The 15,107-nt window shown below is 56.6% G+C and carries 18 protein-coding genes; 17 read left to right on the plus strand and 1 reads right to left on the minus strand.

Translation table 11 applies throughout. From position 1 onward, the window contains the following. The 3 genes from WBC85_RS09125 to rlmF form a co-directional block, all read left to right on the plus strand. Positions 1 to 565: hypothetical protein (locus tag WBC85_RS09125; RefSeq protein WP_424435638.1), on the plus strand; the 565-nt coding region annotated here is incomplete at its 5' end. 118 nt (positions 566 to 683) lie between these two features. Then, positions 684 to 1,487 (plus strand): crotonase/enoyl-CoA hydratase family protein, encoded by an 804-nt coding sequence (locus WBC85_RS09130; RefSeq protein ID WP_424435641.1) that lies wholly within the window; start codon positions 684 to 686, stop codon positions 1,485 to 1,487. Between the two features lie 77 nt (positions 1,488 to 1,564). Next, positions 1,565 to 2,491 carry a 23S rRNA (adenine(1618)-N(6))-methyltransferase RlmF gene (gene rlmF, locus WBC85_RS09135; RefSeq protein ID WP_424435643.1) on the plus strand — a complete coding sequence of 309 codons (927 nt, stop codon included), beginning with the start codon at positions 1,565 to 1,567 and terminating at the stop codon, positions 2,489 to 2,491. 69 nt (positions 2,492 to 2,560) lie between these two features. On the opposite strand, the gene fabA is transcribed toward rlmF, so the two are convergent. Next, positions 2,561 to 3,070, minus strand: a complete 510-nt coding sequence (gene fabA / locus WBC85_RS09140; RefSeq protein WP_424435646.1) for a bifunctional 3-hydroxydecanoyl-ACP dehydratase/trans-2-decenoyl-ACP isomerase — start codon at positions 3,068 to 3,070, stop codon at positions 2,561 to 2,563. A 148-nt stretch (positions 3,071 to 3,218) separates the two neighbouring features. Between fabA and irrA the strand changes: the two genes are divergently transcribed. The 14 genes from irrA to WBC85_RS09210 form a co-directional block, all read left to right on the plus strand. Continuing rightward, complete coding sequence (gene irrA / locus WBC85_RS09145) at positions 3,219 to 3,638, plus strand: iron response transcriptional regulator IrrA (RefSeq protein ID WP_424435649.1); 420 nt, start codon at positions 3,219 to 3,221, stop codon at positions 3,636 to 3,638. Further along, on the plus strand, positions 3,638 to 4,432 hold the full coding sequence (locus WBC85_RS09150) for a metallophosphoesterase (protein WP_424435652.1): 795 nt from the start codon (positions 3,638 to 3,640) through the stop codon (positions 4,430 to 4,432). The genes irrA and WBC85_RS09150 overlap by 1 nt, the downstream gene beginning before the upstream one ends. 9 nt (positions 4,433 to 4,441) lie before the next feature. Further along, a complete protein-coding gene (locus WBC85_RS09155; RefSeq protein ID WP_424435655.1) occupies positions 4,442 to 5,428 on the plus strand; it encodes an NADPH:quinone reductase in 987 nt (328 codons plus the stop codon). A gap of 59 nt (positions 5,429 to 5,487) precedes the next feature. Continuing rightward, positions 5,488 to 6,174, plus strand: coding sequence for a haloacid dehalogenase type II (locus WBC85_RS09160; RefSeq protein ID WP_424435658.1), 687 nt, complete (start codon positions 5,488 to 5,490; stop codon positions 6,172 to 6,174). After that, on the plus strand, positions 6,174 to 7,001 hold the full coding sequence (locus tag WBC85_RS09165; protein ID WP_424435661.1) for an alpha/beta fold hydrolase: 828 nt from the start codon (positions 6,174 to 6,176) through the stop codon (positions 6,999 to 7,001). Before WBC85_RS09160 ends, WBC85_RS09165 begins: the two co-directional genes overlap by 1 nt. After that, complete coding sequence (locus WBC85_RS09170; RefSeq protein WP_424435664.1) at positions 6,998 to 7,969, plus strand: threonine ammonia-lyase; 972 nt, start codon at positions 6,998 to 7,000, stop codon at positions 7,967 to 7,969. The genes WBC85_RS09165 and WBC85_RS09170 overlap by 4 nt, the downstream gene beginning before the upstream one ends. 6 nt (positions 7,970 to 7,975) lie before the next feature. Beyond that, the gene (locus WBC85_RS09175; RefSeq protein WP_424435667.1) at positions 7,976 to 9,169 is read left to right on the plus strand and encodes an endonuclease/exonuclease/phosphatase family protein; all 1,194 of its coding nucleotides are present in this window, start codon (positions 7,976 to 7,978) and stop codon (positions 9,167 to 9,169) included. Then, the gene (gene pcaD / locus WBC85_RS09180; protein WP_424435670.1) at positions 9,169 to 9,969 is read left to right on the plus strand and encodes a 3-oxoadipate enol-lactonase; all 801 of its coding nucleotides are present in this window, start codon (positions 9,169 to 9,171) and stop codon (positions 9,967 to 9,969) included. Before WBC85_RS09175 ends, pcaD begins: the two co-directional genes overlap by 1 nt. After that, positions 9,962 to 10,675: an alpha/beta fold hydrolase gene (locus tag WBC85_RS09185; protein WP_424435673.1), complete on the plus strand. Its 714-nt coding sequence runs from the start codon at positions 9,962 to 9,964 to the stop codon at positions 10,673 to 10,675. Before pcaD ends, WBC85_RS09185 begins: the two co-directional genes overlap by 8 nt. Positions 10,676 to 10,684: 9 nt before the next feature. Further along, positions 10,685 to 11,398 (plus strand): tRNA (guanosine(46)-N7)-methyltransferase TrmB, encoded by a 714-nt coding sequence (gene trmB, locus WBC85_RS09190; RefSeq protein WP_424435676.1) that lies wholly within the window; start codon positions 10,685 to 10,687, stop codon positions 11,396 to 11,398. Positions 11,399 to 11,571: 173 nt separating this feature from the next. Beyond that, complete coding sequence (aroA, locus tag WBC85_RS09195) at positions 11,572 to 12,924, plus strand: 3-phosphoshikimate 1-carboxyvinyltransferase (protein ID WP_424435679.1); 1,353 nt, start codon at positions 11,572 to 11,574, stop codon at positions 12,922 to 12,924. Further along, entirely contained in the window at positions 12,921 to 13,430 is a 510-nt protein-coding gene (locus WBC85_RS09200) for a hypothetical protein (RefSeq protein WP_424435682.1), read from the plus strand. Before aroA ends, WBC85_RS09200 begins: the two co-directional genes overlap by 4 nt. After that, positions 13,427 to 14,044: a (d)CMP kinase gene (locus WBC85_RS09205; protein WP_424435685.1), complete on the plus strand. Its 618-nt coding sequence runs from the start codon at positions 13,427 to 13,429 to the stop codon at positions 14,042 to 14,044. Before WBC85_RS09200 ends, WBC85_RS09205 begins: the two co-directional genes overlap by 4 nt. A gap of 475 nt (positions 14,045 to 14,519) precedes the next feature. Beyond that, on the plus strand, positions 14,520 to 15,107 hold a 588-nt coding region (locus WBC85_RS09210; protein ID WP_424435688.1), incomplete at its 3' end, for a hypothetical protein.

Here is a 15,107-nt window from a genome sequence, read left to right on the forward strand (position 1 = left end):
TCTTGGGGGGCCTGCGTGGGTATCCAACATTAACGTGACACCCGCCGAAAGCGTCGCGTTGGCGGGAAAGCCAATCATGGCTGAACCTGCCGCAGAGGGGACGATTTCGCAATGGCAGGTCTCGGATGCTTTTGATGGCGCAGTGCTGGCGGGCAAGACCGAGCTTGGCGATATGGCGCAGAATGCGACCTACCACGCGCTTGAGGCAGAGGCGTCAGGCTTGGTCAATCTGGCGCGATTGCAAGGCGTTGAAGCGGGCAAGGACACGGTCTTTGCACAGGTCACAATCACCGCAGAGGAAACGGGCACCCGTGCGTTCGATTTTGGCTTTAGTGACGATGTGCGGGTCTATTTGAATGGCAATTTGCTGTTTGCTGCCTCGGACAGATACACGATGCGCGACTATCGTTTCCTTGGCACGGTTGGCTATTGGGACAGTGTGTATCTGCCTCTAAGCGCAGGCGAGAACACACTGACGCTCGCCATCACCGAAGATGCTGCGGATAAAACCGGTTGGGCGGTGCAGGGGCGTTTGCCGGATATGGCGGGGCTAGCCGTTAAATAAAGCCGCGCGCACGCGCTGCTTTCAAAGTGACGGTGCGTCCCTGCATTTCTCTATTCTTGTGCCACTGATTTGGAGCAGCTACCCAAATCATAACACAAGTTTAGCAAGGGGCCGCACCATGACTGTTCAGATTGATATCACCCGCTTTAGCAACCTCGCGGTGGAAGAACGTGAAAACGGCGTTTGGGTTGTAACCCTGAACCGCCCGAGCAAGCGTAATGCGCTGGATAGTGGCACGGTGGAAGAGTTGGTTGATTTCTTTTCTGTCGCGCCGCGCGCCGGGGTTCGAGCGATTGTGCTGGCAGGCGCGGGGGATCATTTCTGCGCGGGTCTGGATCTGGTTGAACATCACGACGAAGATCGCAGTCCGGCCGAATTCATGCATCTGTGCCTGCGCTGGCACGAGGCATTCAACAAAATGGAATATGGCGGTGTTCCCATCATCGCGGCGTTGCAGGGCGCTGTGGTTGGCGGCGGGTTGGAACTGGCCAGCTCTGCCCATGTGCGGGTGATGAACGACACCACGTACTTCGCTCTGCCCGAGGGCCAGCGCGGCTTGTTCACAGGCGGCGGCGCCACGATCCGCGTGACGGATCTAGTTGGTAAATCGCGAATGATCGACATGATGCTTATGGGGCGCGTCTATTCGGGCGAGGAGGCTGAAAAGGTCGGCCTTGCGCAATACCGTGTGGAAGGGTCCGTCTTTGACAAAGCAATGGAACTGGCACGCCGCGCGGCTGAGAACCTGCCGCTGTCCAACTTCGCGATCTGTTCGGCGGTCAGCCACATGCAGAATATGTCGGCCATGGATGCGGCCTACGCGGAATCGGTTGTTGCGGGTGTTGTGAACACGCAGCCAGATGCAAGGGCGCGCTTGGCAGCCTTCGCCGATAAGAGCGGGGCGCGGATCAGGAAGGACTAGCATAGGGTTTTGAATTGCTTTTTTGGGATCAAGATGGTTTGGCCCGCGTCGTGTCCTGAACGTATCAAAGGTATCACATGGCGATCAAAACACTCCTGCACCCACGCAATCAACATCGCGAAGGCTATGATTTTGACCGCTTGGTGGCGCAAGTGCCAGGGCTTGATGCGTATGTCATAAGCAATCCTGCTGGCGCTGAGACGATTGATTTCAAAAACCCTGATGCGGTTCGAATGCTAAATTGCGCATTATTAAAGACCCACTATGAAATAGGTTTTTGGGACATTCCCGCGAACTATTTATGTCCGCCGATTCCTGGACGGGCCGATTATGTCCATTACCTTGCAGATTTGCTTGCGCGTGATAACGCGAAGGGTATTCCAAAGGGCGACGCTATCAAAGCCTTGGACATCGGGACCGGTGCCAGCCTGGTTTATCCACTTATCGGTCAACGCGAATACGGCTGGCACTTCACAGGTGCCGACATAGACCCGGGTGCGCTAAAATCTGCACAACAGATATGCGACAACAATAAGCTGAAGATTGACCTGCGGCGGCAAAACACACCGGAAGACACCTTTCGAGGGGTGATAGAACCACAAGACCTTTTTCACGTAACTCTGTGCAATCCGCCTTTTCATGCCTCTGTGGATCAAGCCAACAAAGGCACGCAGAGAAAATGGAAGAACCTTGGGAAAGACCCGTCGAGCAAGCTTAACTTCGGGGGGCAAAATGCAGAACTTTGGTGCCCGGGGGGCGAGATAAAGTTCATTGCAAACATGATCGAGCAAAGCCGCGCTTTTGCGGATCAGTGTGTGTGGTTCACGTCATTGGTGTCAAAAAAGGACAACTTGTTTCCGCTTCAACGAATTCTGAGGAAAGCGAAAGTTGCTGATGTTGAAATCGTAGAAATGGCGCAGGGTCAGAAGGTCAGCCGTTTTGTCGCTTGGACCTACGTCAAGAAAAAACAGCGACAGGCGTTTTTTGAAGGCACAGGAATCTAGAAAAGTAAGTCTAACCTGATGCGAAACATCCCGCGTCTTGGCTGACAAATGGCCAAGACGCGGAACGGCTCAACTCTCGCTCAGCGCCACCTTCATCCCAGTCACCTCGTAAATCACCTCACCGTCCGCTTCGACGATCCCGTCAGCGACGCCCATGGTCAAACGACGTGTCTGAATCGCCTTGGTGAAGTCGATCTTATACGTCAGCATTTTGCGATCGGGGCGCACCATGCCTTTGAGTTTCACTTCGCCAACCCCAAGCGCATAGCCGCGACCCTGCCAGCCGCGCCAACCCAAATTAAAGCCGGTCAATTGCCAAAGACCATCAAGGCCAAGACAGCCGGGCATGATCGGGTTGCCGGGGAAGTGGCAGTCAAAGAACCACAGATCAGGCGTGATATCGAACTCTGCCACGATATGACCCTTGCCATGCGCGCCGCCGTCGCCAGAGCAATCGGTGATACGGTCCATCATCAACATGGGCGGGGCTGGAAGCTGGGCGTTGCCCTCTCCGAACAGCTCTCCGCGTGCGCATTTCAGCAAGTCGTCTTTGTCAAAGCTGCTGGGGAAATTGGACATGATGGCTCCAGTATATCGCGTGTTTTCCTAGGTCTAACATCGCCACAAGGAAACGTGCAAGAGAGCGGATTTACAAGGCCTCACATCTGGGAATTGAAAACGCTCTGCATTCACGCTTATATAGCGGGCAGATACACAAGGACGAGTGATGACACAGCCGACATCCCAAGAACGCGCCGCTGACTGGCTTTCAGGTGCAGGCTTGCGCCCGACACGGCAACGCCTTGCCCTGGCTGATTTGCTGGTGGGTGACGGTAAGAACCGCCATGTCACGGCAGAGGGTCTGTTTGCTTCCGCCAAAATTCATGGTGAAAGCGTTTCGCTGGCAACCGTTTACAATACGCTGCGCGCGTTTTGCGATGTGGGGCTTGTGCAAGAAATCACCGTCGACGGTTCAAAGAGCTATTTTGACACTAATATCCACGATCACCCGCATTTCTATTGGGAAGACGAAGGTCGCTTAAGCGATGCGCGTGCCGAGGATCTGGTGATCGCAGCGCTGCCCGACGCGCCCGAGGGCATGGAAATTGCCAAGGTCGATGTTGTGATCCGTTTGCGCAGGGCCTGATGGTCAAACTGCTTTGGTTTAGCGATCTGCATTTCACGTCTACGGGCACTCAATTCGGCTATGATCCGCGTGCTCGTTTGGGCGCGCTGATTGATTACGTTGCACGCATTCATTCTGACGCCGATCTCTGTGTCATTTCTGGCGATATGGTGGATGAGCCGAGCGCGCAGAATTACCAAGAGCTTGCGCAACGCTTGCAGGGTTTGGGTGTGCGGTACCTGCCAATGACAGGGAATCACGATGCGCGCGATGCGTTTTCAAGCGCCTTGCCTTTGCCCCCCAATGTGCAAAGCGGCTTTATCCAATACGCAGTGACGATTGATGGGTTGCGCCTGATCTGCCTCGATACGCTGACGGAAAACAGCGGCAACGGATCTTTCTGCACCGCGCGCCGTGACTGGCTCGCGGCCGAGCTGGCCCGCGACACACAAACCCCGACATTGGTGTTTTGCCACCATCCACCGCTAGCCTTGGGCTATCCAATGTTGGACCCCAGCCGTATCGACAGAGGTAAAGAGCTGATCGACCTGCTCGCCGCCGCGCCGAATGTGCGCCAGCTTTTGTTCGGCCATGTGCATCGTCACATGCAAGGCGTGACGCAGGGTTTGCCTTTTGCCTCGATCCGTGCCGTGCTCTATCAGGCTCCACCTCCCGTGCCTGCTTGGGATTGGGAGGGCTTCACCCCCGCACATGACGCGCCCGAGATCGGTGTTTTAAGCTTTGCAGATGATATTCTTAGACTTCAATTCGAGCCCTTCTGCGACGCGGAAACGGGTTTCACCGCACAAAAATAAGGACACGATATGCGCGCGATTGGGTATTCCGAATTCGGTTCAGCGGGCGATGTTCTTGCCCTGCATGACATCGCATTGCCTGAACCCGCCGCTGGCGAGGTTCGTGTAAAACTGGCCTATTCAGGCGTGAACCCCTCCGATGCGAAAGCGCGTTCAGGTTCGCGGCCAGGGGTTTTCAAGCCCGCGTTTGATCTGGTGGTTCCCCATTCCGATGGTTCAGGCGTTATTGATGCGGTTGGCGCTGGTGTTGATAGCGCGCGCATTGGCCAGCGGGTCTGGATCTGGAACGGGCAATGGCAGCGCGCCTTTGGAACAGCCGCCGAGGCGATTGTTGTCCCGTCTGAACAGGCGGTGGCTTTGCCCGACGAGGTGTCACTAGAGGCAGGCGCAACGCTGGGAATTCCCGGCCTCACGGCGGCGCATGCGGTATTTGGTGGCGGTGATGTCACCGGGCAAATATTGCTGGTTTCGGGCGGCGCTGGCGCGGTTGGACATAACGCGGTGCAATTGGCGAAATGGGGCGGTGCGACGGTTATTGCGACGGCCTCTCCAAGTGGCTTTGAGCGGGTGAAGGCGGCGGGGGCGGATCATGTGCTTGATTACCGCGCCCCTGACTTGGCGGCGCAAATCCTGGAGCTCATAAAGGGTCGCGGCGTGGATCGCGCGGTCGAAGTCGAGTTTGGCGCAAATGCCGCCCTTTTGGCTGAGGTGATGCGCGCGAATGGGGTGATTGCGGCCTATGGCTCGCAGATCGACATGGCCCCGACGTTGCCGTTCGGGCCGTTGCTGTTCAAAGCAATCACCATTGATATCGTGCTTGTCTATATCCTTGAAGCGGCCCCGCGCGCCGCTGCGATTGCCGCGTTGCACAAGGCACTGACCGAAGGCGCGTTGACGCCTGCGGTTCACGAGATCATGCCGCTGGAAAACGCCGCTACAGCGCATGAACGCGTTATGACGGCGGGGCGCAACGGCGCGGTTTTGTTGAAAATCTAGCGCAAGTACCTTGCCCCCCTAAACAGCGCGCGCCATGGTGGCGCAAAATGGGGGCGTTCATGCCGATAAAAGTTTGCGTATTTGATGCCTATGGCACACTTTTCGATGTTGGTGCCGCTGCGCGTATCGCGGCTGCGGAACCGGGCCGCGAAGCCTTGGCTGCGAAAGCTGGCGAGCTGGCAGAGTTCTGGCGTCAAAAGCAACTAAGCTACTCTTGGCTACGCGCTGTCAGCGACAACTATATTGATTTCTGGACGGTCACCGAAAATGGCCTTGATTGGGCGCTTGAACGTACGGGGCTGGATGGTGACATGGAGCTGCGCGAGCGGCTCTTGGCGCTATATTGGGAACTTGCCGCCTACCGCGAAGTGCCAATGATGTTGGCCACGTTGAAAACAGGGGGCTTGCAGACCGCGATCCTGTCGAACGGCTCGCCTGCCATGCTGGAAGGGGCGGTGGAATCCGCCTGCATAGAAACCTATCTGGACGCAGTCCTTTCGGTCGAAGATGTGGGCGTGTTCAAGCCGGATGCGCGCGTCTATCAGTTGGTTCTGGATCGCTTCAAGTGCGCCGCTGACGAGGTTCTTTTCGTCTCATCCAATGGCTGGGATGCAGCGGCGGCAAGCGGTTTCGGTTTTGAAACGGCATGGGTCAACCGCGCGGGCGAGCCGATGGACCGTCTCTTTGCAGAGCCGCAGCATGTGCTGAGCGATCTCACTGAAATCCCCAAACTCGCAGGTCTTTGATGCCCCGATTTGAAACCTCCGATGGCCTTTCCCTGTTCTATGAAGATGAAGGCACCGGCCTGCCGATCCTTTGCCTGTCCGGTCTGACGCGTGACAGCCGCGATTTTGATTATGTGCTGCCCCACCTCAAAGGTTGCCGGGTTATCCGGCTTGATTACCGTGGGCGTGGGCAGTCCGATTGGGCAGAAGATTTCAACACCTATAACATCCTGCGCGAGGCGCAGGATGCGGTGGAATTGCTGGATCATCTCGGGTTGGAGAAGGCTGCTGTGCTTGGCACGTCGCGCGGTGGCTTGATTGCGATGGGACTGGCCGCAACGTTGAAGGCGCGCCTGATCGGCGTTGCAATCAATGATGTCGGGCCAGTGCTGGATGCGAGCGGGCTTGAGGCGATCATGACCTATCTTGGTGTGAAACCAAAAGCGCTGACGCTCGCAGAAGCCGCAAGTGCGCGCGCGCATGTGTTGCGCCATATGTTCCCGAATGTGCCGATGCGCCGCTGGGAAGAAGAGGTCGCCAAATTCTTTGTGCAAACCGATGATGGTCTGGAACTAAGCTACGATCCCAAACTGCGCGATGCGGTTGAGGCAAGTAGCCATGCCGCCGTGCCGGACCTTTGGCCTTGGTTGGAGGCGTTAAGCGGCTTGCCCGTCGCGATTATTCGCGGGGGCAATTCCGACCTGCTGACGCAAGACACCTATGAAGACATGCTGCGTCGATTGCCAGCTGCGCGCGGCGTCGTTGTGCCGGATCGCGCCCATGTGCCATTTCTGGATGAGCCAGAAGCGGTAAGCGTTCTGCAGGCGTGGATTGGAGAGATGAAATGAACATTGAAATGATACGCGCGGCCTATGCGCGCGGCCAGGGCGTTGTGCGGCGCACGCCGCTTTTGTCATCGCCCTTCCTGGACGAAATCGCAGGGCGCAAGGTTTTTGTGAAGGCCGAGTGCCTGCAACACACGGGCAGCTTCAAGTTTCGCGGCGGCTGGTCGGCGCTTTCTGGCATGGAGGCTGACAAACGCGCCAAGGGTGTGATTGCGTTTTCCAGCGGCAATCATGCGCAGGGGGTGGCACTGGCCGCGAAGATGCATGGCACGTCATCGGTTGTCATCATGCCCGAGGATGCGCCGCGCGTTAAGATCGAGAACACCAAGGCGCTGGGCGCGGAGGTGGTGCTCTATGATCGGGGCAGTGAAGATCGTGACGTGATCGGTGCGAAACTGTCTACCGAGCGCGGCCTGACATTGATTAAGCCTTTCGATGATCCACTCGTTATCGCGGGTCAGGGCACTTGCGGATTGGAAATCGCGGAACAGGCTGCCGAGACAGGCATCGCGCAAGCAGAGGTCATCACCTGTTGCGGCGGCGGCGGTTTGACCTCTGGCATTTCCATGGCGCTGGAGGCGGATGCGCCAACGTTCAACGTGCGCACGGCGGAACCGGTCGGATTTGACGATGTGGCCCGTTCTTTGAGCGCGGGGGCGATCCAGCGTAACAATGCGCTGACGGGGTCGATCTGCGATGCCATTATCACGCCGCAACCGGGGGATTTGACGTTCCCGATCATGAAACGCCTCTGCGGAGCTGGTTTTGCAGTAAGCGAAGACGAGGTCCTGCGCGCAATGGGTTTGGCCTTTGAACGTTTGCGCGTCGTGATTGAACCGGGCGGTGCGGTGGCGCTGGCGGCGGCCTTGTTCCATGGCAATGATTTGACGTCGGACACGGTGATCGTCACTGCCTCTGGCGGGAATGTGGACAAGGCGGTCTTTGCGCGCGCTTTGGCGACTTTGGAGTAGGTAGCGATGAAACGGGTAACGATTGCGAGCTTTAACGTCAAAAACCTGATTGGTGCGGAAAAGGAATACTACAAGTTTCAGATATACACCCGGGAAGAACATGCCTGGAAAGAAGCCTGGCTGGCCGATCAGATCGTCACGATGGATGCGGATGTCGTCGGTTTTCAAGAGATTTTCGAAGAAAAAGCCCTGCGAGATGTCATTGCTGAAGCAGATGAAATGGGCGCAGAAAGCAACGAGGATGTGATCCCCGATCAATCCAAGCGGTATCGCAAAAGGGCGATTTTTCGCAAGCTGAGTTACACCGGCTATCGCGATGCAGCGCTGGCGTTTGCGCCCAATGCCAATGATGGTGCAGCCGGGCATCGTCGCCCCGGCGTTGCGATCCTGTCGCGCTTTGGCTTTGAGGGAACGCCCGAGATCATTCAGGAATTGCCTGAACCTTTGGATATTCCGTTTCAGGATATGGGCGGCGATGATGGCGGGCATTACCGTATTTCACGGCTTTCGCGACCCATCTTAAAGGCACGCGTTCCGATGGGGCGCGATGTGGTGACGGTGTTCAACTGTCATCTGAAATCCAAGCTTGGTGAATTTGTGCGCCCCGAAGGCGCGGAATTCGCACCTGAAAGTGACTTGGCCAATTACGATCCTGTTGGCCGCGCGCTGGGGTCGGCGCGGGCCGCATTGCGGCGCATGGCCGAGGCATGGGTGCTGCGCAGTCATATCGTTGCTGAGTTGCACGCAGGTCGTCCCGTGATCGTGATGGGTGATTTCAACGATAGCGAACATGCGGTGAGCAGCGAGATTATCGCAGGTGAGGTGCCATTCAAGAATTACTCATGGATGCTGCGCCACAATGCCAAAGCGTCCAACGATCGTTATTCGCGCGAAGAAAACGAGCGTATCCAGGAGGCGATTGGCGCGGTACGGCTGCATTCTGCCGAAAAGCTTTTTGTGAAAAAGTCCTTGCGTGATATGGTTTTCACATCTGCCTTTGGCGGTGTTTACGAGAGTATCGATCAAATTTACATGTCGCGCCATTTTGTACCCGAAGCAGGTGGAACGCTGGGTGAAATGGAATATTTCAGTGTGCTGAACGATCATTTGACCGACGGCAGCCACCCTGAAGCGCCGTATAACAAACTGGCCTCGGATCATGGGCAAATCATGGTGCATCTGGCCTTGGGAGAAGAATGATGAACTGGTTTGATGCAGGGGATGCGCAGCTTCATTGGCGCGAGGATGGTGACCCGAACGGGGCACCCGTGGTGTTTTCCAACTCGCTTGGTACGGATTTGCGGCTTTGGGATTTCGTTCTGGAAAGGATGCCAAAGACGGGCCTGCGTTACATTCGCTATGATACGCGCGGACACGGGCTGTCGTCCTGCCCGGAGGGGCCATATGGCATGGGTGCGCTCATCACGGATACAGAGCGTTTGATGGACCATGTGGGCGCGAGCGATGCGGTTTTTGTTGGCCTTTCGATGGGCGGAATGATTGCGCAGGGCCTGGCCGTGAAGCGCCTTGATCTGATCCGCGGGATAGTTCTGTCCAACACGGGCGCGAAGATCGGCAATGCTGATATGTGGAACGAGCGGATTGAAGGCGTCAAGGCTGCCGGTATTGAATCCGTGGCCGATGCCACGATGGAGCGTTGGTTTTCCAAAGCCTTCCGTGACAGTCCCGAACTTCAGATGTGGCGCAACATGTTGGTGCGCCAATCGCCCGTTGGATATAACGCCTGTATGGCCGCGATTTCGAACACCGATATGATGACGCCGACCTCTGGGCTGCGCCTGCCAGCGATGGGGATTGCAGGTTCTGAGGATGGCTCGACCCCGCCCGATATGGTGCGTGAATTGATGGGGCTGATCCCGGGGTCCGGGTTTGAGTTGATCCGAAAGGCCGGGCATTTGCCCTGCGTCGAGCAGCCTGATTTATATGCGAAACACCTGATGCGTTTTCTCGATAGTATCGGTCACGGCAAGGATGGCTGAGTTTCTTTTGGTCCATGGTTCTTGCCATGGGGCGTGGTGCTGGCGCGATGTGGTTCCCGCGCTGGAAGGCTTGGGGCATCGCGTTCGGGCGATTGATCTGCCAAGCCACGGGGCGGATAAGACGCCGATAGCCGACGTGACGCTCGATCTTTACCGTGATGCCATTTTGAACGCGATTGAAGCGCCTGTTCATTTGGTTGGGCATTCCATGGCCGGCTTTCCGATTGCCGCGGCGGCGCAGGCGCAGCCAAGCAAGATTGCGCGGCTGATTTACTTATGTGCGTATGCGCCGATCTCGGGCAGCTCTTTAGTCGATATGCGCAAGATGCAGGCACGCCAGCCATTGCTGGATGCGATCGAGATGAGTGAAGACCGTCTAAGTTGGTCGCCGAAAAAGGGGCTGGCACGCGAGACGTTTTATCACGACTGCCCTGACGAAGCGGTTGCCTTTGCCGAAGCAAACATCGTGCCGCAAGCGAACCTGCCGCAAGTGACAAAGCTGGCGCTTGGTGCAAATTACGAGGGTGTTGCAAAGTCCTATATCCGCTGCGCGGATGATCGCACGATCCCGCCTGAATTCCAGACAGAGATGGCGCAGCGCATTCCTGCAATAGACCGTCACGAGATGCAAACCTCGCATTCGCCGTTCTTTGCTGATCCTGTCGGCCTTGCGGCATTGCTCGACAAGATCGCACGAGCGCGCTAAAGGCGCGCCATGACAGAGACAAAACATCCCTCCGGCGCGCCGTGGCGCAATTTTTATGGCCGCTTCAAAGGCCACACGCTTCGCGGCAAGCAACAGGTCTATCTTGCGGAAGATCTGGAAGAGCTTTCGCTGAATGGCGTGGATTGGGAAACCAATCCCGAGCGCGTGAAGCTTGATTTGAAAGCGCTGTTTGGTGACAAGCCTTTATGGCTTGAAATCGGCTTTGGCGGCGGTGAGCATTTGGTGCATCAGGCGGCGGAAAACCCCGATGTAGGTATCATCGGTGCAGAGCCCTATATCAACGGCGTTGCGATGCTGCTTGGCAAAATTCGCGAAGCCGATGTGCCCAATTTGCTGGTACATCCCGGCGACGTGCGCGATGTGTTTGATGTCCTGCCGGATGGATCGGTGTCCAAGGCGTTCCTGAACTACCCCGACCCATGGCCGAAGAAGCGCCATCATCGCCGGCGTTTTGTGACGCCCGAGCATCTGGAAGCCTTGGCGCAGGTCATGCACAGCGGCGCTGAATTGCGCGTCGCGACTGACATTGAGGATTACGTGCGCCAGACTTTGCAAGAGGTGCCGCGCGCGGGTTTCGAGTGGACGGCGACATGCGCCGCAGACTGGAAAACCCCGTGGAGCGATTGGATTTCGACGCGCTACGAGCAAAAGGCGCTACGCGAAGGTCGAACCCCGCATTATCTTACGTTTATACGTAAATAGCGTTCATGAACTCACGCTGCTTGCAAAAAGGGGGCCAGCCCCCGTCTCCCCCGTCTTGGCGGGGCCAAGACTCCCCCGGAGTTTATTTGGCAAGATGAAGGGCCATGTGATGGACGGGCTAAATTGCTTGCGCTATCAGGGGCGTTAACTCGATTTTGAAGAAAGATTTGCGCATGTCCTCTCATGGCACTCCCGTTCCGATGTCCTCTTCCAAATGCGGTCCTTTGACAGGGCGTGCAGATGTTCCCGGGGATAAGTCGATTTCGCATCGCTCGCTCATTCTGGGCGCGATGGCTGTTGGCGAGACCCGTATTTACGGGCTGCTTGAGGGCGAGGATGTTCTGGACACGGGCAAGGCCATGCGCGCATTCGGAGCCGAGGTCACGGATCATGGCGGCGGCGAGTGGTCTGTTCACGGGGTTGGTGTTGGCGGTTTTGCCGAGCCTGAAAACGTGATTGATTGCGGGAATTCCGGTACAGGCGTGCGCCTTATCATGGGCGCAATGGCGACGACGCCGATTGTGGCGACCTTCACAGGAGATGCGAGCCTGAATGGACGCCCCATGGCGCGCGTCACTGATCCTTTGGCCCTGTTCGGGACTGTTGCTGTCGGGCGTGAGGGCGGCCGTTTGCCAATGACGATCATTGGCGCGAAAGAGCCGGTGCCCGTGCGCTACGTCACCCCTGTGCCCTCGGCGCAGGTCAAGTCGGCTGTGCTTTTGGCGGGTCTGAATGCGCCGGGCCAAACGGTGGTGATCGAGAAGGAAGCAACGCGCGATCACACAGAGCGTATGTTGCAAGGTTTTGGCGCAGAGCTGACGGTTGAGCAAACTGACGAGGGCCGCGTCATTACCTTGACGGGTCAGCCCGAGCTTAAGCCGCAAGTGATTACTGTGCCGCGTGATCCATCCTCGGCGGCGTTTCCTGTGTGTGCTGCGTTGATTACTGAAGGCAGCGACGTGCTGGTGCCGAACATCGGCTTGAACCCGACGCGCGCGGGGCTGTTCGAAACGCTGCGCGACATGGGGGCGGACCTGACCTATGAAAACCAGCGCATCGAGGGCGGTGAGCCGATGGCGGACCTGCGCGCGCGCTATTCGCCGGACATGAAGGGTATCGAAGTGCCGCCAGAGCGTGCGGCGTCGATGATTGATGAATACCCCGTGTTGTCGGTTGTGGCCGCGAATGCGAACGGGCCAACTGTGATGCGCGGCGTCAAAGAGTTGCGCGTCAAGGAAAGCGATCGCATTGACGCGATGGCAACGGGGCTTCGTGCCAACGGGGTCGAGGTGGAGGACGGTCCTGACTGGTGGATCGTGCAGGGGCGCGGCATGGGCGGCGTAAAGGGTGGCGGTCTTTGTGCCAGCCACCTGGATCACCGCATCGCGATGTCGTTTCTTGTCCTTGGGATGAGCACGCAAGAGCCAGTACATGTGGACGACGCTGGTCCGATCGCCACGTCCTTCCCGATTTTCGAGCCGCTTATGGAGCAGCTGGGGGCCAAGATCACGCGGAGCAACCGATGACGTCGCTGCCGCGTCGGGCCCGATATGTGCTGTTTGCGGCGCTTGGCCTGTTCGCGGCGCTGAACGTCTTGCAAGTGTTTGCCTTTGGCGCGCCATTTGGTGACAGTGCTGCGCTGGATTTGCGCATGACGGGATATACGGCGGGGCAAGCGCGTGGCTTTCTGGAGGCGATTGGCGAAGACGGGCAGCGCATCTTTTTCGGTGTGTTCCGTTGGCTTGATACGCTGTTCCCGCCTTTGCTGGCAGTATCGCTGGTGATCCTGTTTCGCCATATCCGTCCACGTCGGAACGGGGTAATCATCGGGCTATATGCGCTTTTGCCGCTGGCCTATCTGGTTGCCGACCTGACCGAGAATACCTTTCTGAAGAAACTGCGCATTGAAGAGGGGTTCGATATTGCCGTGCGATTTGCCAATGAGGCGACGATCCTCAAGTATAGCGTGCTCGGGGTGGCTTTGCTGACTTTGGTGATCTTTTGGGTGTTGGAGCGGGGCAAAACACGATGAACGGATTTGCAATCGCAATCGACGGGCCTGCGGCGGCTGGCAAAGGCACATTGTCCAAAGCCGTTGCCGCGCATTTCGGGTTCGCCCATTTGGATACGGGGCTTTTGTATCGCGCGGTCGGGGCCAAGACGTTGCTCGGCGTTGAACCGATTGAGGCAGCGTTGGCTTTGGTCGCTGAAGACCTTGATGCAGAGGGCCTGCGCACGCCGGATGTTGCACAAGCGGCGAGCCGCGTGGCGGTGATCCCGCAGGTGCGTGCTGCGCTTGTGGATTTCCAACGCGCCTTTGCGGCGCGCTCTGGCGGCGCGGTGCTGGACGGGCGCGATATCGGTACGGTGATCTGCCCTGATGCGCGGGTGAAATTATTCGTGACCGCCTCGCCGGAGGTGCGCGCAGAGCGGCGGTTTCTGGAATTGAATGCCAAGGGCGATCCATCGACGCGCGCAGAGGTGCTGGCCGATGTTCAGGCCCGCGATGCGCGCGATATGGAACGTGTCGAGGCACCGCTGAAGCCTGCGCAGGACGCGGTTCTGATTGATACCTCTGATCTGAGTATCGAGGACGCCGTGGCGCAGGCCGTGGCGATCATCGAGGCACGCACAAACGGCGGCTGAGGGCGTTTGCCCTGCCGCTATTTGACCCTGAACATGTGAATTCTAAAAGTGGCGGCCGCCATGAAGCGGATCGTTCGAAGGTTTCGGGGTGTTTTAATCCCCTTGCTCGCTCTGGCGGCTGTTGACCGCGTCGTCTTGCGCAAGATGATCGGCGCTCGCTTTGTGGGCGAGTCGTGATCCTGATTTCAGTGGTTAACCGAGGGGGAGTTTGGGGTTTATGTCCTAATGCTAAGTTACCCCACCGCGCGTTGAGCGGGACCACGCCTGACCCTGGGAGGGCTTTCATCGCCAAGGGAATTGAAACTTTTGTGAGTTCACAAACCTCGATAATTGTAGCCGTGCTTAGTTGTTCTTGGTATCCATTTTTGAAACTTGAGCCTTTTTGTTGGCAGCTCTGAAGATGATGACTAATATTCGCCAAGTAGTTGTGTTTTGATTCGAGAATATTTCTATAATCTAACCTGCGAGAATGCTGATGAGTGAAGAAAAACCTTTCTCGAACTTTTTGAAGGCAGAAAACTTAAAGAGTGAAGCCCTGTTATTAGGTTTGCTTTCTGTTTCGATATATATTTTTTCGTACTCAAGTCAAAGAGCATACCTAAAGCATTTTGGTGTAGATGAGATTTTCGTAATTGTAGATCTACCTTCACTTGTGAGAAGCGGTATCTGGATATTGGGCTACGGCTTTGTCTTGTATCACTTGTTGCAGTTACCCACGAAGTTCTACAGTTCTATCTTAAGATTGATTTTGGTTTTTCGTGGACCAATCATGTTTTTGGCCCTGTTTATACTAATCTATTATTTTTCAGGGTTTAATTGGTTAAGTATCTTTGTGCTGTTCATAGTCGCAGCACTAACAATGCTGTATTTCTCTGATGTTGTAAGAGCAATTCGTGATCGAGACGGCTACAAGAAATTTATAGACGATCAGCTCGAAGTTGAACGTCAAGACCTTGATGGACGTCTTCAGCACCACTTTCGCAAACCGTCTGAAGTTGGGCTTTGGGATATAGCTTTCGTCATTTTACTGTTACCGTATGCACTAGGGATCATCGTTGGTGGT

Source organism: Planktotalea sp., assembly GCF_049680325.1.
Lineage (GTDB): Bacteria > Pseudomonadota > Alphaproteobacteria > Rhodobacterales > Rhodobacteraceae > Planktotalea.

Coding starts and splice junctions, on each gene's coding strand:
- WBC85_RS09170 (WP_424435664.1), top strand. CDS start 6,998: ATGAACATTGAAATGATACGCGCGGCCTATGCGCGCGGCCAGGGCGTT.
- WBC85_RS09200 (WP_424435682.1), top strand. CDS start 12,921: ATGACGTCGCTGCCGCGTCGGGCCCGATATGTGCTGTTTGCGGCGCTT.
- irrA (WP_424435649.1), top strand. CDS start 3,219: ATGACACAGCCGACATCCCAAGAACGCGCCGCTGACTGGCTTTCAGGT.
- WBC85_RS09175 (WP_424435667.1), top strand. CDS start 7,976: ATGAAACGGGTAACGATTGCGAGCTTTAACGTCAAAAACCTGATTGGT.
- pcaD (WP_424435670.1), top strand. CDS start 9,169: ATGAACTGGTTTGATGCAGGGGATGCGCAGCTTCATTGGCGCGAGGAT.
- trmB (WP_424435676.1), top strand. CDS start 10,685: ATGACAGAGACAAAACATCCCTCCGGCGCGCCGTGGCGCAATTTTTAT.
- aroA (WP_424435679.1), top strand. CDS start 11,572: ATGTCCTCTCATGGCACTCCCGTTCCGATGTCCTCTTCCAAATGCGGT.
- WBC85_RS09165 (WP_424435661.1), top strand. CDS start 6,174: ATGCCCCGATTTGAAACCTCCGATGGCCTTTCCCTGTTCTATGAAGAT.
- WBC85_RS09185 (WP_424435673.1), top strand. CDS start 9,962: ATGGCTGAGTTTCTTTTGGTCCATGGTTCTTGCCATGGGGCGTGGTGC.
- fabA (WP_424435646.1), bottom strand. CDS start 3,070: ATGTCCAATTTCCCCAGCAGCTTTGACAAAGACGACTTGCTGAAATGC.
- WBC85_RS09155 (WP_424435655.1), top strand. CDS start 4,442: ATGCGCGCGATTGGGTATTCCGAATTCGGTTCAGCGGGCGATGTTCTT.
- WBC85_RS09130 (WP_424435641.1), top strand. CDS start 684: ATGACTGTTCAGATTGATATCACCCGCTTTAGCAACCTCGCGGTGGAA.
- rlmF (WP_424435643.1), top strand. CDS start 1,565: ATGGCGATCAAAACACTCCTGCACCCACGCAATCAACATCGCGAAGGC.
- WBC85_RS09205 (WP_424435685.1), top strand. CDS start 13,427: ATGAACGGATTTGCAATCGCAATCGACGGGCCTGCGGCGGCTGGCAAA.
- WBC85_RS09150 (WP_424435652.1), top strand. CDS start 3,638: ATGGTCAAACTGCTTTGGTTTAGCGATCTGCATTTCACGTCTACGGGC.
- WBC85_RS09160 (WP_424435658.1), top strand. CDS start 5,488: ATGCCGATAAAAGTTTGCGTATTTGATGCCTATGGCACACTTTTCGAT.